19 protein-coding genes and 1 pseudogene are annotated in these 22,037 nt (G+C 53.4%); 14 read left to right on the plus strand and 6 right to left on the minus strand.

The features are described 5' to 3' along the window. The first annotated feature begins 320 nt into the window (after window positions 1-320). From yjbE to psiE, 5 genes are all read left to right on the plus strand, one after another. Window positions 321-569, plus strand: coding sequence for an exopolysaccharide production protein YjbE (gene yjbE, locus ACQE32_RS13015; RefSeq protein WP_085069605.1), 249 nt, complete (start codon window positions 321-323; stop codon window positions 567-569). Window positions 570-643: 74 nt separating this feature from the next. Then, the gene (locus tag ACQE32_RS13020) at window positions 644-1,291 is read left to right on the plus strand and encodes a YjbF family lipoprotein (protein WP_426973110.1); all 648 of its coding nucleotides are present in this window, start codon (window positions 644-646) and stop codon (window positions 1,289-1,291) included. Continuing rightward, window positions 1,288-2,028 (plus strand): capsule biosynthesis GfcC D2 domain-containing protein, encoded by a 741-nt coding sequence (locus tag ACQE32_RS13025; RefSeq protein WP_427021899.1) that lies wholly within the window; start codon window positions 1,288-1,290, stop codon window positions 2,026-2,028. Before ACQE32_RS13020 ends, ACQE32_RS13025 begins: the two co-directional genes overlap by 4 nt. After that, on the plus strand, window positions 2,028-4,121 hold the full coding sequence (locus tag ACQE32_RS13030) for a YjbH domain-containing protein (protein WP_427021900.1): 2,094 nt from the start codon (window positions 2,028-2,030) through the stop codon (window positions 4,119-4,121). Before ACQE32_RS13025 ends, ACQE32_RS13030 begins: the two co-directional genes overlap by 1 nt. A 146-nt stretch (window positions 4,122-4,267) precedes the next feature. Further along, complete coding sequence (gene psiE, locus ACQE32_RS13035) at window positions 4,268-4,666, plus strand: phosphate-starvation-inducible protein PsiE (RefSeq protein WP_426973115.1); 399 nt, start codon at window positions 4,268-4,270, stop codon at window positions 4,664-4,666. Window positions 4,667-4,757: 91 nt separating this feature from the next. On the opposite strand, the gene malG is transcribed toward psiE, so the two are convergent. The 3 genes from malG to malE form a co-directional block, all read right to left on the minus strand. Further along, complete coding sequence (malG, locus tag ACQE32_RS13040; protein WP_085069615.1) at window positions 4,758-5,648, minus strand: maltose ABC transporter permease MalG; 891 nt, start codon at window positions 5,646-5,648, stop codon at window positions 4,758-4,760. Between the two features lie 10 nt (window positions 5,649-5,658). Beyond that, window positions 5,659-7,203, minus strand: a complete 1,545-nt coding sequence (gene malF, locus ACQE32_RS13045) for a maltose ABC transporter permease MalF (protein ID WP_426973116.1) — start codon at window positions 7,201-7,203, stop codon at window positions 5,659-5,661. 103 nt (window positions 7,204-7,306) lie between these two features. After that, window positions 7,307-8,500: a maltose/maltodextrin ABC transporter substrate-binding protein MalE gene (gene malE / locus ACQE32_RS13050; protein ID WP_427021901.1), complete on the minus strand. Its 1,194-nt coding sequence runs from the start codon at window positions 8,498-8,500 to the stop codon at window positions 7,307-7,309. 338 nt (window positions 8,501-8,838) lie between these two features. Between malE and malK the strand changes: the two genes are divergently transcribed. The 3 genes from malK to malM all read left to right on the plus strand — a co-directional run bounded on the left by malK (window position 8,839) and on the right by malM (window position 12,354). Continuing rightward, window positions 8,839-9,972 carry a maltose/maltodextrin ABC transporter ATP-binding protein MalK gene (malK, locus tag ACQE32_RS13055; protein WP_427021902.1) on the plus strand — a complete coding sequence of 378 codons (1,134 nt, stop codon included), beginning with the start codon at window positions 8,839-8,841 and terminating at the stop codon, window positions 9,970-9,972. Window positions 9,973-9,985: 13 nt separating this feature from the next. Next, window positions 9,986-11,308 carry a maltoporin gene (locus tag ACQE32_RS13060; RefSeq protein ID WP_427021903.1) on the plus strand — a complete coding sequence of 441 codons (1,323 nt, stop codon included), beginning with the start codon at window positions 9,986-9,988 and terminating at the stop codon, window positions 11,306-11,308. A 95-nt stretch (window positions 11,309-11,403) separates the two neighbouring features. Continuing rightward, a complete protein-coding gene (gene malM, locus ACQE32_RS13065) occupies window positions 11,404-12,354 on the plus strand; it encodes a maltose operon protein MalM (RefSeq protein ID WP_426973122.1) in 951 nt (316 codons plus the stop codon). A gap of 647 nt (window positions 12,355-13,001) precedes the next feature. Here malM and ACQE32_RS13070 read toward each other — a convergent pair. Then, a pseudogene (locus ACQE32_RS13070) lies at window positions 13,002-14,005 on the minus strand (hypothetical protein). A gap of 293 nt (window positions 14,006-14,298) precedes the next feature. On the opposite strand from ACQE32_RS13070, the gene ubiC reads away from it, so the two are divergent. Together ubiC and ubiA are read left to right on the plus strand one after the other, a co-directional pair. Then, entirely contained in the window at window positions 14,299-14,826 is a 528-nt protein-coding gene (gene ubiC / locus ACQE32_RS13075; protein WP_250651063.1) for a chorismate lyase, read from the plus strand. A 1-nt stretch (window position 14,827) separates the two neighbouring features. After that, window positions 14,828-15,709, plus strand: a complete 882-nt coding sequence (gene ubiA, locus ACQE32_RS13080) for a 4-hydroxybenzoate octaprenyltransferase (protein WP_426973735.1) — start codon at window positions 14,828-14,830, stop codon at window positions 15,707-15,709. 75 nt (window positions 15,710-15,784) lie between these two features. Here the strand turns inward: ubiA and plsB are convergent, their stop codons facing one another. After that, window positions 15,785-18,208, minus strand: coding sequence for a glycerol-3-phosphate 1-O-acyltransferase PlsB (gene plsB / locus ACQE32_RS13085; protein WP_426973736.1), 2,424 nt, complete (start codon window positions 18,206-18,208; stop codon window positions 15,785-15,787). A gap of 128 nt (window positions 18,209-18,336) precedes the next feature. Between plsB and ACQE32_RS13090 the strand changes: the two genes are divergently transcribed. The 4 genes from ACQE32_RS13090 to ACQE32_RS13105 all read left to right on the plus strand — a co-directional run bounded on the left by ACQE32_RS13090 (window position 18,337) and on the right by ACQE32_RS13105 (window position 21,276). After that, window positions 18,337-18,705: a diacylglycerol kinase gene (locus ACQE32_RS13090; RefSeq protein WP_250651062.1), complete on the plus strand. Its 369-nt coding sequence runs from the start codon at window positions 18,337-18,339 to the stop codon at window positions 18,703-18,705. A 105-nt stretch (window positions 18,706-18,810) separates the two neighbouring features. Beyond that, window positions 18,811-19,419 (plus strand): transcriptional repressor LexA, encoded by a 609-nt coding sequence (gene lexA / locus ACQE32_RS13095; protein WP_085069641.1) that lies wholly within the window; start codon window positions 18,811-18,813, stop codon window positions 19,417-19,419. Window positions 19,420-19,520: 101 nt separating this feature from the next. Continuing rightward, entirely contained in the window at window positions 19,521-20,843 is a 1,323-nt protein-coding gene (gene dinF / locus ACQE32_RS13100) for an MATE family efflux transporter DinF (RefSeq protein ID WP_426981933.1), read from the plus strand. A 220-nt stretch (window positions 20,844-21,063) separates the two neighbouring features. Then, window positions 21,064-21,276 carry a CsbD family protein gene (locus ACQE32_RS13105; protein WP_085069645.1) on the plus strand — a complete coding sequence of 71 codons (213 nt, stop codon included), beginning with the start codon at window positions 21,064-21,066 and terminating at the stop codon, window positions 21,274-21,276. A gap of 85 nt (window positions 21,277-21,361) precedes the next feature. Here the strand turns inward: ACQE32_RS13105 and zur are convergent, their stop codons facing one another. Beyond that, the gene (gene zur, locus ACQE32_RS13110; protein WP_250651060.1) at window positions 21,362-21,877 is read right to left on the minus strand and encodes a zinc uptake transcriptional repressor Zur; all 516 of its coding nucleotides are present in this window, start codon (window positions 21,875-21,877) and stop codon (window positions 21,362-21,364) included. Window positions 21,878-22,037: the final 160 nt, after the last annotated feature.

Genomic DNA, 22,037 nt, shown 5'->3' on the forward strand with positions numbered 1-22,037 from the left:
TTTAATATTTTGAAATATAAAGATTAATGTATAAAAGTTCATTAAAAAATAAATGATTTTGATTAATTTTTAATCAAAACAAGGCCTTTATTTAAATATTCTGAAATTTTGTTTTTAATTGGTTTTAACTGCTAAGTTTTATTCATTTTACCAATGAAAAATATGAGACATGCCTTTTGTTCTGGATTTTAATGCTATCTCATCTTGCTGTTCTTCTCACCCCGCCACGCCCTAATTTCTGGTAATTTGTTGCCCTATACTGGAGCCGCCTGGAACCATCCAGGCAAATCATCCATTCATTTCATGAAGGGAAATTCAGTATGAAAAAAATAGTATGTGCCACGGCGGTTGCGCTGTATCTGGCATCCGGTTCGGCTGCCTTTGCCGCTCCGGTTGAAGCCGGTGCGGCAGCAGGCGCTGAAGCGGGAGCCATTTCCGCAGGCAGCACCACTGCAGTAGGTATTGGTGCCCTGGGCGCGCTGGTAGGCGTTGGCCTGGCGGCATCCGGCGGTGGGGATGGAACCAATACCGGAACCACCACCACAACCACGACCAGCACGACCCGCTAACGCGGTTTTTAATCATAACCACACGCCCGTGTGGTTATTTTCTGACTTTGCCGAACTCACACAGGGATAGACAGGTGCGCCATATTCCATTGCTGTTTCTTTGTCTGTTGTTACAAGCGTGTACACAAACGCAACAGGGGCTGGTTGATACCGCGAAGCTGGCGGTAATGGGCCCGGACGATGTCACCGTATCGGATGAAAAAATAGAATCACTGCCTTACGCCAGCATGTATTTGCGTATCAACGGCGGTCAGCGCATCTTCCTGGTGCTGGGCTATGCCGAACAAGGCCAACAGAAATGGGTAACGCAGGATCGGGCGATGCTGGTCACGCAGCAGGGCCGTCTGGTAAAAACCCTGGGCCTGAGCGACAACCTGCTGGAAGTGGATAATTTACAGCAGGATCCCTTAGCGCATTCACTGCAGATTCGTGAGGGTGAAAGCTGGACGCGCATCATGAGCTGGACCGAGAACGGCCAGCTGCGCGCGAGTAGCGCGACTTCACGTTTTATCCGCGGTCATGACGAAGTACTGACGCTGGCGGGTCAAAAGATCCCCTGCCGGGTCTGGCATGAAGAGGTGACCATCGCCGCGAACGGTACGGAATGGCAAAACACTTTCTGGATTGATGCCATCAGCGGCGAGGTGCGTCAGAGCGCACAGCAGGTGGGAGCGGATACGCTGCCGGTCGAGATCACCATTCTGAAGCCCGCAAAATCATGAAAAACATTCTTGCCTTAGCCAGCCTGCTTGGCGGCCTCGCATTTAACGCGCTGGCGGATAGCCAGGTGACAATTTATTACCCCAACGCATCGCAAACCGCCGTGGTCAGTGATGCACAAACGCTCTCTCAGCTACTTGCCAGTCCGGCGGTGAAGGATCGAAGCTGGTGGCCCGGTACGGTCATTGCGGAGTCGCTGGCAACGGCAGCGGCGCAGCAGCATTACCACCAGACGCTGGCAAAATTACAACGCTGGGCGGCAAGCGCAGAGGGCGCGCGCGCTGCGGCGATCAATGCTGTGTTGCAACAACTAAAAACGGTGCGGGTAACCGGCAGACAATTCACCTCGCTCGATCCTGACTGGATACGGCTACGTCCGGAGGCCAATCGGCGTCTGGAAGGAGAGTACAGCCTCTACACCCTGCAACGCCCCACCAGCATTACGCTGGCCGGCGCCATTGCCGACAGCGGTAAAGTGGTCTGGCAGCCGGGGCGCGATACGCGTGATTACCTTGTCGGTCATGCGCGCCTGAGTGGCGCAGAGCGCAATGTGGCAACGGTTATTGCGCCAGACGGCGCTATCCGGGAAGTGCCGGTAGCCTACTGGAATCATCGTCATGTGGAAGTCGCGCCGGGCAGCATCATCTATCTCGGCTTCTCTTCCTGGGCGCTGCCGGACGAATACCACGACCTTAACCAGCAAATCATCTCTGTTTTGACGCACCGGATCCCTGACTGATGAAAACAAACATGCTTCTCAGCCTGCTCGCTGTTTGCGTAGCGGCTGCCTGCCAGGCGCAGGCGGCAACGTGGGGCGAACCCATTGGCCCGTCACAGTCAGATTTCGGCGGGGTTGGCCTGATGCAGGTGCCAACGGCGCGAATGGCTAAAGAGGGCGAATTCAGCCTTAACTATCGGAATAACAATCAGTATCGATTCTATTCCGCTTCGCTGATGCTGTTTCCCTGGCTGGAAACCACCGTACGCTACACCGATGTGCGCACGCGGCTTTACAGTCGGGTGGACGGTTTTAGCGGCGATCAAAGTTATAAAGATAAGGCTTTTGATATCAAGCTGCGGCTATGGCAGGAAGGTTACTGGCTGCCTGAAGTGGCGCTGGGCATACGCGATTTAGGCGGCACCGGACTGTTCGACAGCGAATATCTGGTGGCGACCAAAGCCTGGGGACCGCTCGACTTTACTCTGGGCATTGGCTGGGGCTATCTCGGCAACAGCGGCAATATCAAAAACCCCTTCTGTTCCTATGACGATAAATTCTGCCGTCGCCGTGGAGGCTTTGGCTCAGCAGGCTCGGTCAACGGTGACGAACTGTTTAAGGGACCGGCATCGATCTTCGGCGGCATTGAATATCAGACGCCATGGCAGCCGCTGCGTCTGAAGCTGGAGTATGAAGGCAACGACTATCAGGGCGACTACGCCGGTCGGCTGGAGCAGCGCAGCAAAGTCAACGTCGGCGCTGTCTATCGCCTGACGGACTGGGCCGATATCAACGCCAGCTATGAGCGCGGCAACACCTTCACCTTTGGTTTTACCCTGCGCAGCAATTTCAACGCGTTAAGCACGCGCCATCTCGACAGCAGCAAGCCGGGCTATCGTCCGCAACCGCAGCCGGAAATCCTCCAGCATACGGCAGTAGCTAATCAGCTGACGCAGCTGAAATATAACGCCGGACTGGATGCGCCGAATCTGCAGGTGAAAGAGCGTACCCTCTATGTTACAGGCGAGCAGGTAAAATATCGGGATACGCAGCAGGGCGTCGATCGTGCCAACATTATTCTGATGAATAATTTGCCGGAAAATATCGATACGCTGCGCGTAACCCAAACGCGTTATAACCTGCCGCAGGTCACCACGGAAACCAACGTCAGTAGCCTGCGTCAGCAGCTGGAAGGCTACCCGCTGGGGCACGAGCAGCCGCTGGCGCAGCATCGTGTAGATCCGGTCGATCCGGGTAAAACCGAACAAGGGTACTATATTGAGAAAGGGCGTTTGAGCTACGGCCTTTCCCCGGTACTGAATCAGTCGGTTGGCGGCCCCGAGAGCTTTTATATGTATCAGGCGGGCATTAATGCCAACGCCGATTACTGGCTGACGCAGCATCTGCTGGTAGGCGGCGGCCTCTTTGCCAACCTCGCCAACAACTACGACAAGTTCAACTACGATGGTCGGCCGATCGACTCCTCACTGCCGCGCGTGCGTACCCATATTCGCGATTATGTAAAAAATAACGTTTACGTTAACAATTTGCAGGCGAACTGGTTCCAGCACTTTGGCAACGGTTTTTATGGCCAGGTGTACGGCGGCTATCTGGAAACCATGTATGGCGGCGTAGGGGCAGAAGTGCTCTATCGTCCGCTCGATGCCAGCTGGGCTGTTGGCATAGATGCAAACTATGTTAAACAGCGCGACTGGGACAACATGATGAAATTCACTAACTACACGGCGCCGACCGGCCATCTCACCGCCTACTGGCAGCCGTGGTTTATGAATAACGTGCTGGTGAAAATGAGCGTGGGCGAATATCTGGCGAAAGATAAGGGCGGCACGATTGACGTCTCAAAACGCTTCGACAGCGGCGTGACGGTGGGCGCTTACGCTACCTTAACCAACGTCTCCGGTAACGAATATGGCGAGGGCAATTTCACCAAAGGGTTCTATATTTCCGTGCCGATGGATCTGTTTACCGTTACCCACAACCGTGGCCGCGCTCAGGTTAACTGGACGCCGCTGACGCGCGATGGCGGACAGATGCTGGGCCGTAAATATCAGCTGTATGATATGACCAGCGACCGTGATATTCACTTCCGCTGATTAGCACTGCCGTTCAGCAACACTGGAAACGCTCTGCCTTCGGTCAGGGCGTTTTTTTATGCGTAACATAATGTGATGTTGGTCACATTCTGTCATGATGTCAGCTCGGCAGATGCCGGTTACCACGTACGTAAAAGGGCATAACAATGAGTAGTGAAAAAATGATAGCCACCGTCCTGCAATGGATATTAAACATCGGCCTGCTGTTTCTGGGCCTTATTCTGATCGTCTTTCTGGGCAAAGAGACTATCCACCTGGCAAACGTCCTGCTGAATACTGGCGAAGCCGCCTCGGCTTATTTGCTGATCGAAGGCATTGTCATCTGGTTTCTTTATTTCGAGTTTATTGCGCTTATCGTTAAATACTTCCAGTCGGGTTACCATTTCCCGTTGCGCTATTTTATTTATATCGGCATCACGGCCATCATCCGGCTGATTGTGGTCGACCATAAAGATCCTTTCGACACGCTCTGCTATTCTGCCGCTATCTTGATTCTGGTTGTTACGCTGTGGCTGGCCAATAGCAACCGACTCAGGCGCGAATAAAAAAAAGGCGGCCAACAGGCCGCCTGAATATACACAGGACACAACTTAGCAGTGGCAATAACAACAAAGGCAACAATGGCAATAAAAATCATTAACCCTTCACGCCGCCAGCGGTTAAACCGCTAACCAGCCAGCGCTGCGCCAGCAGAAACACCAGCGTAATCGGCAGCGCAGATAACACCGCCGCCGCGGCAAAATCTCCCCACAGATAGTTCTGCGGATTCAGATACTGCTGCATACCCACCGCCAGCGTATAACTGTTAACATCACGCAACAGCAGCGAGGCGACGGGCACTTCCGTCACGGCAGCAATAAAAGACAAAATAAACACCACGGCAAGAATAGGCACAGAAAGCGGCAGTAAAATTAAGCGGAAAGCCTGCCATGGCGTTGCGCCGTCCAGCGCCGCTGCTTCTTCCAGCGAACCATCAATGGTTTCAAAATAGCCTTTAATCGTCCAGACGTGTAAGGCGATACCGCCGAGGTAGGCAAAAATTAGCCCGGCATGGGTATTCAGGCCGATAAAGGGAATGTACTGTCCCAAACGGTCGAACAGAGCATAAAGCGCTACCAGCGAAAGTACAGCGGGAAACATCTGAAATATAAGCATTCCTTTCAGCAGCGTCGTCTTACCGCGGAATCGCATACGGGCAAAAGCATAGGCGCAGGTTGTGGAAAGCGCAACAATCCCAACGGCAGTTATCGCGGCCACTTTTACTGAATTCCACAGCCACAACAGCACCGGAAAAGGGGGCGGGGTAACGCTGCCGTTTTCGTGCGTGACGGTGAAACCCAGCGCCAGCTTCCAGTGGTCCCAGGAGATATGCTCCGGCAGCAGACTGCCGATCGCATAGTTGCCGGGACGCAGAGAAATCGCCAGCACCATCATCAGCGGATACATAATCAGCACAATAAAGCCGAGCAGCAACAGATGCGTCAGCGCCAGCCGCAGCTTCTGTGATTTGGGTTGAACCATCGCCATCTCTCGCTCCTTAATCTGTCTTAATACGGGTGAACCGCAGGTTAAACAGCGCCAGCGCGCCGACCAGCAGGAAAATCAGCGTAGCGATAGCGGCTGCCAGGCCGAAATCCTGACCGCCGCCGCCTTCAAAGGCGATGCGCCAGGTGTAGCTCACCAGCAGGTCGGTATAGCCTGCTGGCGTGGTCGTGCCGAGCCGGTCAGGGCCGCCGTCGGTAAGCAACAAAATCAGCACGAAGTTATTAAAGTTAAAGGCGAAGCTGGCAATCATCAGCGGCGTAAGCGGCTTAACCAGCAGCGGCAGCGTAATGCGGAAAAAGTTTTGCATCGGCGTGGCGCCGTCCAGCGCTGAGGCTTCATACAGGTCGTCGGGAATCGCTTTGAGCAGCCCCATACACAGAATCATCATGTAGGGATAGCCAAGCCAGGTATTCACAATTACCAGCATGGTACGCGCCATAGCCGGATCGCTGAACCAGGCAGGTTTGATGCCGAACAGACCGTCAAGCATCATATTGATCTCGCCAAAGCTCTGGTTAAACAGCCCTTTGAAGATCAGAATAGAGATAAAGGCCGGAACCGCATAGGGCAGGATCAGCAGCAGGCGATACACCGCACGTCCTTTTAGCGCTTCCCACTGCATCAGGCAGGCCAGCACCATGCCTACCGCCACGGTCAGCAATACCGTGAGCGCGGCGAAAATGACCGTCCAGATAAAAATAGCGATAAAAGGCTGCTGAATTCCCTTATCGGTCAATACGCGCAGGAAGTTATCCCAGCCCACCGCCACCGTATAACCAGGGCTGAGTTTTTCACTGGTCCACTGCTGGTTGGCATCTTTGGTCTGCCAGAAGCCGGTTTCGTCATTGGCATACCAGACTTTGCCGGTCTGTTTGTCGGTCAGCGAGTTATCTTCGCCGAGGCGGTAGAGCGGCTGAGTGCCAGAGAACTGACGCAGCGAACTCATGCGCAGTTGCGTACCGTCCGGTAGACGTGCCGTTAGCTGTGAAAGCGCCTGACGATTTTGAGTGATATCACGCAGCATGGCGCGCTCACCTGCCGGTTCTTGCTGGGTTTCTGTAAGAGTAAGTGTTTGCTCACCTTTGCCAGCGAGGGAAAAGGGCGGGGTAATAAACTGTTTGTTTTCCGGGCTTTTCAGCAGCAGGCGCCACTCTTTATCCGCCGTTGACCAGAGGGAAAATGCGTAGCTGTCACCCGCCTGAAATTGACGATCCAGCAGTACCTGACGCGCCCGCTCAAAAGAGAGCTGGTTAGTGCTGCTGTAGTTGGTAAACGCGATAGCGATGGTACAGGCCAGCGGAAACAGCACAAACAGCACCATGCCTGCCAGTCCGGGCCAAACGTAGCGCCACGCCTGAGCCCGGCGGCGGAAGAAAATAATCAGGCCGCTGCTGAGCAGAATCAACGTGACAATAGCGAACAGGTATTCGCCCTGGGCATACATCAGAACAACCAGATAGCCGGTTATCATGACACACAGGGCAAGAACCAGCCACTTCAGGGCGTCACGCTGCCACCACAATGCGGATTTTGCCATTTCAGGTTCCTTCTGCAACTGATGAAAAGAGGGGCGAGCCGCAGCATCGGGCCACCTGACGAACAGAGCCGCAGGTGGCCGGGAGCAAAGCGATAGCAAGCCCTTACTTGGTTAAGCGGTTTTCCGCATCTTTCAGCGCGGCTTCCACCGTCTGACGACCATTGATCGCATTCAGCACCGCGTTACGCTCGGCGTACCAGAAGGCGGACATTTGCGGCACGTTCGGCATGATCTCGCCTTTCTGCGAGTTCTCCATGGTGGCGGCAATCTTTTCATCCTTCGCCAGCTTCTCCTGATACGATTTCAGCGCCACGGCACCCAGCGGCTTGTCCGCATTCATTTTCGCCAGGCCGTCATCGGTCAGCAGATAGTTTTCCAGAAACTCCTTCGCCAGCTCTTTGTTGGGGCTGGCGGCGTTAATGCCCGCGCTCAGGACGCCAACGAATGGCTTCGACGGCTGACCTTTAAAGGTGGGAAGCAGGGTGACGCCATAATTGATTTTGGCGCTTTCGATATTATTCCATGCCCAGGGACCGTTAATGGTCATCGCGGTTTCGCCTTTATTAAAGGCCGCTTCAGCAATGGCGTAGTCGGTATCCGCATTCAGGTGTTTGTTTTTAATCAGGTCGATCAGGAATTGCAGACCCTGCTGTGAGCCCTGATTATTAACGCCAACCTTTTTCACGTTATAGCTGCCGTTCTCTTTCTCAAAGGCGTAACCGCCGTTTGCAGCAATAAGCGGCCAGGTGAAATAGGGTTCCTGCAGGTTAAACATCAGAGCGCTTTTGCCTTTGGGGCGCAGCGCTTTGTCCAGAGCCGGGATCTCTTCCCAGCTTTTAGGCGGGTTGGACAGCAGATCTTTGTTATAAATCAAAGACAGCGACTCCACCGCCACCGGATAACCGATCAGCTTGCCGTTAAAACGCACCGCGTCCCAGGTAAAGGGATAGATTTTGTCCTGCAGCGCTTTGTCTGGTGACACTTCTGCCAGCAGGCCCGATTGCGCATAGCCGCCAAAGCGATCGTGCGCCCAGAAAATAATGTCCGGGCCATCGCCAGTGGCCGCAACCTGCGGATATTTCTCTTCCAGCTTATCAGGATGCTCAACGGTGACTTTAATGCCGGTATCCTGCTCAAACTTTTTGCCGACTTCCGCCAGGCCGTTGTAGCCCTTATCGCCATTAATCCAGATCACCAGCTTGCCTTCTTCGATCTTCGCCAGCGCGGCGCCCGGTAACAGCGCGGCGCTCATGGCGCATAACAACAGCGTTTTGCTATTAAGTTTGAACTTTGACATTTCCCTTACCTCTAAACGTGAGTGGTTGTCGTTAGGCAGGAGTCTGCTGATAAGCGACGGCTGACTCATCCTCCCTGTTTCTACGCCCCACCGGCCAGAAGTGTGATCCCTATAGCTTTTTTGTCCCTTTCTGCGTGCCAGCACACAAAAAACAGCCCCTTTTCCTGCCGTTTCGATCACGAAAAAGCGTGACGGGTCAGTGAGATCCCCCTTTCCGCTACAAACTCATCCTCCTGCCTCCTCCCCCGTAAAAAAGCGGATGGTGGAGGATTTTTCCTCCCCCGCCTTCACGCACACTTCCTGCCATTCAAAGGAAGTCGTGGAGATGGGAGAGGCCAATGACGAATGTGGTGCTGAAAGATGTCACCAAATCCTGGGGCGATGTGGTGGTATCAAAAGATATCAACCTGTGCATTGCCGAGGGGGAGTTCGTGGTGTTTGTCGGGCCATCAGGCTGCGGCAAGTCAACGCTGCTGCGCATGATTGCCGGACTGGAAGAGATCACTTCCGGCGAACTGACTATTGGCGGTAAACGCATGAACGAAGTGCCGCCAGCCGAGCGCGGCGTGGGAATGGTCTTTCAGTCTTATGCGCTTTATCCCCATCTGACGGTGGCGGATAACATGTCATTCGGCCTCAAATTGGCCGGTACCCATAAAAAAGAGATCCAACAGCGCGTTTCGCAGGTAGCGGAAGTGCTGCAGCTGGCGCATCTGCTGGATCGCCAGCCGAAGGCGCTCTCCGGCGGGCAGCGCCAGCGCGTGGCGATTGGCCGTACGCTGGTGGCGGAACCGCAGGTCTTCCTGCTGGATGAACCGCTCTCTAACCTGGATGCCGCACTGCGCGTGCAGATGCGCATTGAGATTTCCCGTCTGCATAAGCGCCTGAAGCGCACCATGATTTACGTCACTCATGACCAGGTTGAAGCGATGACGCTGGCAGACAAGATTGTGGTGCTGGAAGGTGGACGCATCGCCCAGGTCGGTAAACCGCTGGAGCTGTATCACTATCCCGCTAACCGTTTTGTCGCCGGTTTTATCGGCTCGCCCAAAATGAACTTCCTGCCGGTAAAAGTTACCGCGACCGCCATCGATCAGGTGCAGGTAGAGCTGCCTAATCGCCAGCAAATCTGGCTGCCGGTAGACAGCACCGATGTACCGGTCGGCGCCAATATGTCGCTGGGCATTCGCCCCGAACACTTGCTGCCCAGCGAGGTGGCTGACGTCACGCTGCAGGGCACCGTGCAGGTTGTCGAGCAGCTTGGCCAGGAAACGCAAATCCATATCCAAATCCCTGCGCTGCGTCAGAACCTGGTTTACCGCCAGAGCGACGTGGTGCTGGTTGAAGAAGGTGCCCAATACGCCATCGGACTGCCGCCACAGCGTTGCCATCTTTTCCGTGAAGATGGACGCGCCTGCCGTCGGTTACACAGCGAACCCGGCGTAGAAGCACACATAACAGTAAAATCATAACAGGAGAACAGCGATGTTAACGCGCTCTAAGTACCCTCTGGCCGTGGCAGTGGCCCTCGCAGTTGTGGCACCGCACGCCAGCGCGGTGGATTTCAAAGGTTATGCCCGTTCCGGCATCGGCTGGACCGGCAGCGGCGGTGAGCAGCAGTGCTTCCAGGCAACCGGCGCTAACTCTAAGTACCGTCTTGGCAACGAATGTGATACCTATGCGGAAATCCAGCTGGGCCAGGAAGTGTGGAAAGAGGGTGAGAAAAGCTTCTATGTCGATACTATGATCGGCTATGGCGTATCGCAGGAGAATGATGTTGAAACCACGAATCCTGCGGTACGTCAGATGAACGTAGTGGGTAAAAACCTGTTTGATGCGCTGCCGGGTGCCAATATCTGGGCCGGTAAGCGTTACTACAAGCGTCATGATGTACATATGATCGACTTCTACTACTGGGACGTTTCCGGCCCTGGCGGTGGTATTGAAGATATCGATCTTGGCTTCGGTAAGCTGTCGCTGGCTGCCACGCGTAACTCAGAGGCTGGCGGATCGGAAGCCTTTATCAATGGCAATACACGAAGCAAAAACCGTGCAAACGATATTTTTGACGTGCGTTTAGGCGGTATGGAAGTGAACCCTGGCGGTTCGCTGGAGCTGGGCTTTGACTACGGCAGCGCGAACGATACCGACGGCTATGATGCAGCAGACGAAGATGCTTCTGATAATGGCTGGATGGGAACTCTGGAACATACCCAGACCTTCTACGGCACCAGCCTGAATAAATTCGTTGTGCAGTACGCCACTGATGCGATGACGCAATATACGCCTAATGGTCGTCCGGGCACCTCAGCCAATAACAACGGCTCGATGATCCGCGTGATCGACCACGGCGCGATTGACTTCAACGATACCTGGAGCCTGATGTATGTGGGTATGTACCAGGACGTGGATCGCGATAACGATAACGGCACCACCTGGTACACCGTGGGCGTGCGCCCGATGTACAAATGGACGCCGATCATGAGCACCCTGCTGGAAGCAGGCTACGACAACGTGAAGTCCCAGCGCACCGGCGACCGCAACAGCCAGTACAAAATTACCCTGGCTCAGCAGTGGCAGGCAGGCAACAGCATTTGGTCACGTCCGGCGATTCGCGTATTCGCTACCTACGCCAAGTGGGATGAGAAATGGGGCTACGCTTCCTCTGAGACAAATAATCAGAACTACGTTGGCAACCTGCCGGGCACTACCGCTGGCGTTGCCTACAGCGATAACGCTGCGCATACCTTTAGCCGTGGCGACAATGATGAAGTTTCCTTCGGTATTCAGATGGAAGCCTGGTGGTAATAAGACAATCTGACAGGGCATAGTCCGCCCTGAGTCCTGCCTTAGCCCGCCTCCCTATTGCCTGAGAGAGGCGGGTTTCTCTTGAGGATAACAAAATGAAAAAACATCTACTCGCGCTCTGCCTGTTTCCGGCCCTGAGTTTTACCGTGCTGCCAGTTGTCGCCGCCAGCACCAGCCTTAATCCGCAGAATGTGGCTACCGCGCCGTCGATCGCCCCGGAAAAACTACAGCGCCTCTCCTGGCTGCCGTTGGCACCGCCGGTGGGTCAGGACATTGCGCTGAATACCGCCTCGGCCAGCCTGAATGAAGGCGATATCAGCGGGCCGGTTGCCGCCGTTGCGCTGCCCGCCGATCAGGGATCGCTGGAAGTCACACTGGCCAGCATCATGAAAGATCAACGTGTTTATGCGCCGAACGTACTGGTGCTGGATAGCCAGCTGCAGCCTGCGGCCTTTTTCCCCAGCAGCTATTTCACTTACCAGAAGCCAGGCATTGTTGCCACTAACCGGCTGGAAGGCACCATGAAGCTGACGCCGGTGCTGGGACAAAAACAGATTTACCTGTTGATCTACACCACCACGCGCGATCTGGCGCAAACCTCTACTATGATCAACCCGGCAAAACTTTATGCGGAAGGGGCAAGCAATGCCATTCCTGACGTGCCGGATCCGGTGGTACGGCACGTTAATACCGGTACGCTGTCGCTAAAAGTGAAAAGCGAGCAGAACAGCGGCAATATTATGATCGGCAAGCTGTTCGGCTCTGGTGAGTCGAAACCCGTGGTGGTGGGCAGTGCCAATGCCTCTACGGGATCGGCTCAGCCAAACATCAGTACGCCAAACTCGATGCCAACCGCCGCGCCTGCGCCAGCCGCCAAATCTGAGCCGATGCTGAACGATACCGAGAAATATTTTAACGATGGTATTCGCAAAGCCGCGAAAGCGGGTGATATCGATAAAGCGCTGAAGCTGATGAACGAGGCGGAACGTCTTGGCTCCACATCAGCACGCGCAACATTTATCAGTAGTGTGAAAGGCAAGGGATAACATCCCCATATTGCTGATCTTGCTGGATGATTGGTGCGCCGTTGGCGCACCCTTTTTCGGCGGTTCAAAACTTATCGCGGCGCGGCTCCTCTGCGAATAATCAACGTTATTATCTTACTTCTATCTACATCGGTTTTCGCAAAGCGTTAGGAAATCATGCCAGTGACAAAGTCCGCTTCTGGATTATACAGGTTCCATATGCTGCCGCTAAAATTGCCTGTGCTATTTTTTTCTTTCTATAAATTATTCAAATAAACATATTTTATTAATGCCATTACAAGCGTAAAAACTATACAAGCCAGAGTGAATAAAGTTACTCTGTAATAAGTTTTCATCCATCCCAAAAAGCTATCGGGAACCGTATCAAAAAAATTATAAACGTCACGGTTGTTGTAAAACATGAATAGAGGCTTCCTGTTTCTTTTAATGCATATAAAGTAGTAGACCAGTGTGAAAGACCCAAAGAACCCCATCAGTGAATGGAAATGATAAGGCACAGGAAATGTAAAACCTTTTTTATAGTAAATTTCAATGATTTTTTCGTATTTATTTCGGTTTGCACAATAGTAAAAAAACAAAAAGATAAGAGATAAGAAGCCTGCCCATATGCCCGCTATCCCCATGTAAGAAAATAAATTATTCACGCATTAACCCCTGAAAAAATAATCTATAATTGACTCGCCGGCAGTACCGGCGGCATATCCTCCAGCAACCGAACCGATAGCTGCACATGCCAGCCCTCCCGCTCCACCTGCGGGCGCTGTTATAATTCCAAGCTCAACACAGATGGTGCCTCCTGCAGTGGCCCCAATGGCACCGCCAGAGACACCTAATAAAGTACCTGCGGCAAATTTCGTATATTCTTTAAATGCACTTCTTCCGCATTCGTTTTCTCTTCCTGTCGAGCAGGCCTTCATCACATCGTTGGTGGTGCCCGCAAAAGAAAAACCGATGCCAATATATCCACCCAGCTTTAAGAATCTTGCAGCTTTGGCTGCATTACCGACATACGTTGAATATCCTGGGATACCTACCACGCCTGCCGTTGACCATTCATGAACAATTGCGCGACTGGAAAGATTTAACGCCTTGCGCATATCTTCATAGGGACTGAATTTTACGGTATGACGAGCCAGTGACTTAACCAGAGGTTTATTTACCAGCGTTTTTAGCTCATTTAGTAACTGGTTGCGTTCAGCAAAAAATTGCTGCCCAATGGGCGTACCCTGCGTTCGGTACTGGTTTTGATAGGTTTTTTCAATTTTTTTAACGTGCTTTCTATTGCCAGAAAGTACTTTTCTCCTGAGTCACCCGCCGTACTGAATATTTGATCTCCTGCTTTGGTTAGGCCGGCAATCATACCGTAATGCTTATGGAAAAAATCCGCTTCCTCTGCGCTGACGCTGGTAAAGGCTATATTTGTTTGCTGCTTTGCCTGCCTCAGCTTTTGCAGCATCTGTGTTGTTGCAGGTGTATCTGGATCGGCAACAATCAGCATCTGTCCGGATTTTAGCCACTGCGTATCAGCGTTGAGATCCATAAAAAGGCTTACTGCCGGAGAGCGGATATTCCGGAAAAGTTGCCGGGCCTGAAAATCCAGCGTACCGGTTTGTTCAACGACACAATATCCTGGCGCAACATTACGTTTCATGCCTCCATCCTCCGTTGATGTTATGTGGTTTTACCGCGCTAATAATAGGTATGCGGAAAGAATATAAAACAATATCCGGGTAATCATGGCTAGCGTTGCAGACATAGTATCGATTTTGCCATAAAGGCTCACGCCATTAACACCAGACCGGAAGCCAGGCTGAAAGGCACGCAACCCATGCGGTAAAGAGCAGATTGCCCGCTGATTTCCCATGCTATTTTTCTGCTGTGTGGCGTGTTACGCGTAAGGCTCTGCGCTACACTATGGCACCTGTTTTTTACCGGAGATGCCGAATGTCCGATAACGCGCTTTCCCTGCTGCGCGCCATTGCCTGGCTTCCCACCTCATCGCCTGCGCTGTCAGCACCGCTGCTCGACTGGCTGCTGGAAGAAGATTCGATGACGAAGCGCTTTGAACGCCACTGCGGGAAAGTTACCGTAGAGCCGCAGTTTGAAGGCTTCGTCACTGCTGATGATATCGCTGAGGAGCTGCCGTTTCTGCCGCTGGAGCCGCGCTACTGGCTGCGTGAAATCATCTTGTCGGGTGACGGCGTGCCCTGGCTGGCTGGCCGCACGGTGGTGCCGGAATCGACCCTGGACGGACCAGAAATGATGCTCAGCCAGCTGGGCACGCGTCCGCTGGGCCGTTATCTCTTCTCTTCCTCCACGCTAACGCGTGATTTTATCGATCCCGGTATCTCTGCTGCGCTGTGGGGGCGTCGCTCGCGTCTGCGTTTATCGGGCAAGCCGCTGTTATTAACCGAGCTGTTTTTGCCCGCTGCACCGCTTTATCAAAGCCTGTCTGGAGAACCAAGTGAGTAATATAGAAAAAGGGCTGACGCGCAATAAGCTGCAGGCTTACAGCCGACTGATGCGCATTGATAAACCGATTGGTTCGCTGCTGCTGCTGTGGCCGACATTATGGGCGCTGTGGCTGGCGGGCGAAGCCGTGCCGCCGCTGCAGGTGTTGATCGTGTTTGTGCTGGGCGTCTTTTTTATGCGAGCGGCGGGTTGCGTGGTGAATGATTTTGCCGATCGCAAAATTGATGGTCACGTAAAGCGTACTCAGACGAGGCCGCTGGCCAGCGGCATGGTCAGTGAGAAAGAGGCAAAAGTGCTGTTTGTAGCGCTGGCGCTGGTCTCTTTTGCGCTGGTACTGACGATGAACGCCATTACCATCTGGCTGTCGTTCGCCGGGCTGGCGCTGGCCTGGATCTATCCTTTTATGAAGCGTTATACCCATCTGCCGCAGGTGGTATTGGGTGCCGCCTTCGGCTGGGCCATCCCAATGGGCTGGGCGGCAGTCAGCGGCCACGTGCCGCTGAACGGCTGGTTACTGTTTTTCGCCAACATTTGCTGGACGGTGGCCTATGACACACAGTACGCCATGGTAGACAGGGATGATGATGTAAAAATTGGCGTAAAATCAACGGCTATTCTGTTTGGGCGTTTTGATAAGCTGATCATTGGCCTGTTGCAGCTGGCGACCCTGCTGTTGCTGATAATTGTTGGTCAGCGCATGGAGCTGGATGGTGCTTTTTACTGGTCGCTGCTGTTGGCCGCCGCGCTGTTTGCACATCAGCAGAAACTGATTGCCGAACGCCAGCGGGAGCGCTGTTTTCAGGCTTTTTTAAATAATAACTATGTGGGTCTGGTGATATTTATCGGCATTGCGCTGAATATGCCGCCGTTCAGCCAGTGGTAAATGATCAATTAAACAGAAGCGAATAAAAAAGCGGGCGCCACTGGCGCCCGCTCTGTTTTACGCTTTAGTCAGCCTTTAGCTGGGCGTAACGGCATTTTCAATCGTCTGACGTACGTCGCTGGTGATCAGCTCCGCCAGCATATGATAAGTGTTCTGCGTCTGCTCCAGCGCGGCATCGCCGGTATCGCTGATATAGCCTTCGTCGCGTAGCGTCAGCACCAGCGTTGAGAACACCGCCTTATCGAAAAACTCCGGCGCGTTGATGCCATGCAGCACCGACAAACGCTGCGCCAGCGTACGGCTCTCTTTCTCCAGTGAACCGCGGTTAATTGCCGGATTAGCGCTGAGGATAGAGAAGGTGATGGCGTAGCGCTGCAGCGTTTCACGCATACCTGCAGCCAGCAGCTGCAAGGTACGGAAACGCACCGCGTTCAGACGCATCACATCGTTTTCAATGATGATCAACTGCTGACGAGCCAGTTCGGCAACCAGCTGTTGCAGCAGCTGTGGCAGTTCTTCTTTATCCCAACGCAGGAACAGCTCGCTTTTCAACAACGGATAAAGCACCGAGACCTGACGCAGCAACTCGGCGGCGGAGATTTCACGATGCTGCTGCACAATCGCGGCAATCAGCGACGGCATCACCAGCATATGGTGCACATTATTGCGATAGTAGGTCATCAGCACTGCCTGTTCGCGCGGCAGGATAATGATATCGCCAATATTGTCTTTTTCCGTCTCGAACTTATTCATGTTCAGCGCATGTTCCAGCAGCGCTTCCGGCGTCATATCCGGCACGGTGGCATCCGGCGAATAGGGAACATGACGCAGCAGATCGAGGTAGCACTCCAGCTGCTCGATAAGCTGTTCACGGGTGAGCGAGCGCTGACGTGAGGCGAGCAGTGCGGTAACGCACAGGTTCATGGCATTGGCGGCGCTGGCGTTGTTAATACGCACCATAATCTGCTGGGCGATATCGTTTACCGCTGGCGTCAGCCATTGTGGACGCTGCGCGACAATGGGATCGATCGAATCACGCCACTCCGGCACCTGCTTGTTAAGATAATTGACCAGCGGCAGCGGCTCGCCAAAGTTGACATAACCCTGGCCCAGATTACGCAGCTTGCTCAGGCCGCGCAGCATTTGCATAAAGCCTTCTTTCTCTTTAGCCGCGCCGCGCAGTTCCTTAGCGTAAGTGCCTACTTCCATTACATGCTCATAGCCGATATACACCGGCACCACGGTAATAGGTCGGTTGCCGCCACGTAGCATGGCCTGAATCGTCATTGACAGCGTACCGGTTTTCGGATCGAGCAGACGTCCGGTGCGTGAGCGTCCACCTTCAACAAAATATTCAACCGAATAGCCGCGGCTGAACAGCTCGCCCAGATATTCGCGGAACACCGTGGAGTAGAGCTTGTTGCCCTTAAAGGTTCGACGAATAAAGAACGCGCCGAGACGACGGAAAATTGGCCCGGCCGGCCAGAAGTTAAGGTTGATGCCGGCAGCAATGTGCGGCGGCACCAGCCCCTGATGATAAAGCACGTAGGAGAGCAGCAAATAATCCATATGGCTGCGGTGGCAGGGCACATAAACCAGTCCGTGACCATCCAGCGCCAGCTGACGAATACGTTCGCCGCCGCTGACGTTGATGCCCTGGTAGATTTTGCTCCATGTCCAGCCAATCACGCGGTCGCTCAGACGGATCATTTCATAGGAAAAGTCAGCCGCGATCTCTTCCATCAGCTCGATGGCGTTCTGCTGCGCTTTCTCCTGCGAGATTTTTTTGCTGCGCGCTTCGTCCTCTACCGCTTTGGCAATGGCCTTCGACTGCAGCAGCTTATTAAACAGATCGTGGCGTACCGGCAGGCGCGGCCCAACGGCGGCCAGACGCTGACGGGCAAAATGAATGCGCGCCACGCGCGCCAGCTTCTGGGCAATGGTTTTATCGGTGCCGTGTTCTGTCGCCATACGACGCAGAGAAACCATCGGTGAGAAACGCACAAAGCTATCGCGTCCCAGCCACAGCACAGCAATAAATTTCTGTACGCCATTCAGCTCACGCAGGTGAGGGGTTTGCTCGCCCAGCACCTCACGTCCCGGCGCACGGCCAAACATCACCGAAACCGGTACCATCTGCACGTCGAGGTTCGGGTTATTGCGGTGCAAATCAAGATAGTCATGAAACAGTTTCACTGATTCCTGATTCGGCACAAAATAGGGGAACACGCGTGGGCCGTCATGAATAAAGACGTAACGCGGCAACAGCGCGCCGTCTATCTCCAGCGGATCAAGCGGATCGGGCAGATCGTGCAGGCGACACTGGGTGCGCAACGCAAGGAGATCGGCCTTTGAATCATAAGGCAGCACATACATAATGGGGCGCGACGTATCGATTCCCAGTTCTGCTACCGGCTCACCCGGAATTGCCTTACTCTTAACTAAAAATGTTAGTGGTAAATTCAGTAACTTATAATAAAGTTTACGCCAACCTGACATAGACAACATGAAGCCTCTTGTTAGCAAAGCGCCGCAAGCATACCAGAAAGCGCATTGAAGATCTGTGGTGTTGCAATTAGTGCTGCATCCTGACATTGACGTTAAACATTGCAAAGGGTTCCCTGAAGATGGCAAATAACGTAACGGGCCTTACCCGCATCATTAAGGCGGCCGGATATTCCTGGAAAGGCCTGCGGGCAGCCTGGCAGCATGAAGCGGCGTTTCGCCAGGAAACACTGTTGGCGCTGGCGGCGGTGCTCATCGCTTGCTGGCTTGATGTTGATGCCATCACGCGCGTTTTGCTGATTGGCTCTGTGTTTCTCATTATTATCGTCGAAATCCTTAACAGCGCTATCGAAGCGGTGGTGGACCGCATCGGCAGTGAGCTTCATCCGCTGTCCGGACGGGCTAAAGATATGGGCTCAGCGGCGGTACTGCTCAGCATCATACTGGCCCTTTTTGTTTGGGTAACCCTGCTGTGGTCATATATTCGATAGGGTTTCCATAATGGATAAAGAGTTGTTTTTTACACAGCTTTCGGTTTCCATTCCACCAATACCTGTATATACTCACAGCGACTGTATAAACAACCAGGGGGCGGGATGAAAACCTTAACGGCTCGGCAGCAACAGGTTTATGACCTGATTCGCGATCACATTAATCAGACAGGTATGCCGCCAACACGTGCGGAAATCGCCGCCCAGTTAGGCTTTCGCTCCCCTAACGCAGCAGAGGAACATCTCAAAGCGCTGGCGCGTAAAGGCGTGATTGAGATGGTGTCTGGCGCTTCGCGCGGTATCCGTCTGATGGCAGAAGAAGAAAATGGCCTGCCGCTGATTGGCCGCGTTGCCGCCGGCGAACCGCTGCTGGCGCAGGAGCATATCGAAAGCCGCTTCCAGGTTGACCCTAATCTGTTTAAGCCTCACGCAGACTTTCTGCTGCGTGTCAGCGGTATGTCGATGAAAGATATCGGTATCGTGGATGGCGATCTGCTGGCAGTGCATAAAACGCAGGATGTCCGTAACGGCCAGGTGGTCGTGGCGCGCATTGATGATGAAGTCACTGTGAAACGTCTGAAGCGTCAGGGCAATACTGTGCAGCTGCTGCCAGAAAACAATGATTTCCAGCCGATTGTGGTCGATCTGCAACAGCAGACGCTGACGATCGAAGGTCTGGCCGTTGGCGTTATTCGTAACGGCGACTGGCTGTAATGACTCAGTGGCGGCCTGCTGGCTGCCACTTACTTCCCCTGTAGTCCTGATTCCGGCGATAACCGCTGTGGCTTGTCGCCATATTTTTACTGCGGATTGCCATGCACTTCTTTTCTGCGACCGATAAACACCTCTGGCGGCTGGCGCTGCCGATGATCCTCTCAAACATTACCGTACCCCTGCTGGGCCTGGTGGATACCGCCGTTATTGGTCATCTCGACAGCCCCATTTATCTTGGCGGCGTTGCCGTAGGCACTACGGCTACCAGCTTTGTTTTTATGTTGCTGCTTTTCTTACGGATGAGTACCACCGGACTGACCGCACAGGCGTTTGGCGCCGGCGATAAGCAGGCACTGGCTCGCGCCCTGATACAACCCTTATTCATCGCCATTATCGCCGGAATAATATTTATCCTGCTGCGCGGGCCGCTAAGCGCTCTGGCGGCACAGCTGGTTGGCGGCAGTCCGGCGGTGCTGGAGCAGGCGCAGCGCTTTATTCATATTCGCTGGCTCAGCGCCCCTGCAACGCTGGCAAACCTGGTCATACTTGGCTGGCTGCTTGGCGTCCAGTATGCGCGCGCGCCTGTTATTCTGCTGATTGTCGGCAATCTGGTTAATATTTTGCTGGATTTGTGGTTTGTTATCGGCCTTGGCTGGGGCGTGACCGGAGCGGCGGCGGCTACCGCAATTGCAGAAGCGATAACGCTGTTGGTGGGGCTGGGCTTGGTATGGCATGTGCTGCGCCTGCGTCAGATCACCTTTGTGCACCTAAAAAATGCACTGAAAGGCGATGTGCGTCGGTTACTGCGGCTGAACCGCGACATTATGCTGCGTTCGCTATTGCTGCAGCTGTGCTTTGCCTCGGTGACGATTCTGGGTGCGCGCATGGGCAGCGAGGTAGTGGCGGTCAATGCGGTGCTGCTGATGTTTCTCTCCTTTACCGCCTACGCGCTGGATGGCTTTGCCTATGCGGTTGAGGCAGTTTCAGGCGAGGCTTTTGGCGCACGCGATAGCGCTAAGTTACGTCAGGTATGGATTGCAGCCTGTCGTCAGGCGGGGCTGGTAGCGCTGTTATTTGCCGTGGGATATGCCCTTTGGGGCAGGGACATTGTTTCGCTGCTCACCTCTCTGCCACAGCTGCAGGCGCTGGCGGATCGCTATTTACCGTGGCAAATGCTGTTACCCGTTGTGGGCGTCTGGTGCTATCTGCTGGATGGCATGTTTATTGGCGCAACGCGCGGGCGAGAAATGCGCAACAGCATGGCGCTGGCGGCATTGGGGTTTGGTCTGACGCTGTTAACCGTTCCGCAACTGGGCAATCATGGTCTCTGGCTGGCTCTCACGGTTTTCTTACTGCTACGTGGGTTAACGCTGGGGTGGGTATGGCATCGTTACCAGCGACGGGGAGACTGGTTCACCCTTTGAAACATTTCTTACGGTTACGCTTATTAACTGAATTCGCTGGCTTTTCAGCATAATTGATGGCTTTTAAAGCATTTTTAAAGCGCATGTTCCGCTGTTTAACAGCAAAATCGTGAGGTTCTACTATTATTAAAAGTGTCAAACACAGGGAATCAGCGTTTTTACCGAAGATAATTTCGCTGATAGCTAAAAGCTGTTAACACCCAAGGTAGAGGACAAAACGATGAACAGAGACGAAGCCGGCGGTAACTGGAAACAGTTTAAAGGTAAAATGAAGGAAAAATGGGGCAAGCTGACCGATGATGACATGACCGTCATTGAAGGTAAACGCGATCAGCTGGTCGGTAAAATTCAGGAACGCTACGGCTATGCAAAAGACGAAGCGGAAAAAGAAGTAAGCGATTGGGAAACCAATAACCGCGACCATCGCTGGTAAGCGCTTTTTTCAGGATGATGCTCCCACCCGCAGGCACATGGAATGTGCCACCCATTCTACTTTCCCGCCATCAGTTTGTACCGCGTTATCGCCCGCGTTTTTTCTCGGTTACGCTGTGATCGTGCGTACAGTTTTCCGGATGCTGACAGTTTTCCACATCTTTACAGCCAGCGCACAGCCCGTGAGCTTCAATCACGCTATTACGTAATGAAAAGCCGCTCTGCTGAGAGAGCAACTGGAGAACGGTTTCCACTCCCTGCGCATGTTGTTCGCTGACGGTACCGCAACGGTCGCAAATCAACATCGCTGAAGTATGTCGCGGTTCCTCAAAATGATGACAAACCACGTAGCTGTTATTGGATTCAACGCGGTGAATAAACCCCTGCTCCAGTAAAAAGTCGAGCGCACGATAAATAGTAGGCGGTTTGGCCTGTGGCTCAGAGGCACGTAGCAGATCGAGCAGGTCATAGGCGCTGATAGCTGTGTTTTGTTCAGCCATCAGACGCAACACCTCCAGACGCTGCGGCGTCAGGCGCACGTTGCGTTGCAGACAAATTTTTTCAGCCTGCGACAGAATCTGTTGTGAAGGTGTTACGCTCATAATCTTTCTCCGGGCGATTGAAATGTTATTTTATCACACGGGTGTTAACAGACAAAATGATTGCCTAATCGACAACAGCGTCATTCATCGGCTGCTTACCAGGCAAAGGTTAGCTGGATAAAGGGCTACCCTTTTAGGTCGGTATAATGAGGCCGCCGCT

The organism is Pantoea sp. FN0302, assembly GCF_050113775.1.
Lineage (GTDB): Bacteria > Pseudomonadota > Gammaproteobacteria > Enterobacterales > Enterobacteriaceae > Mixta > Mixta alhagi.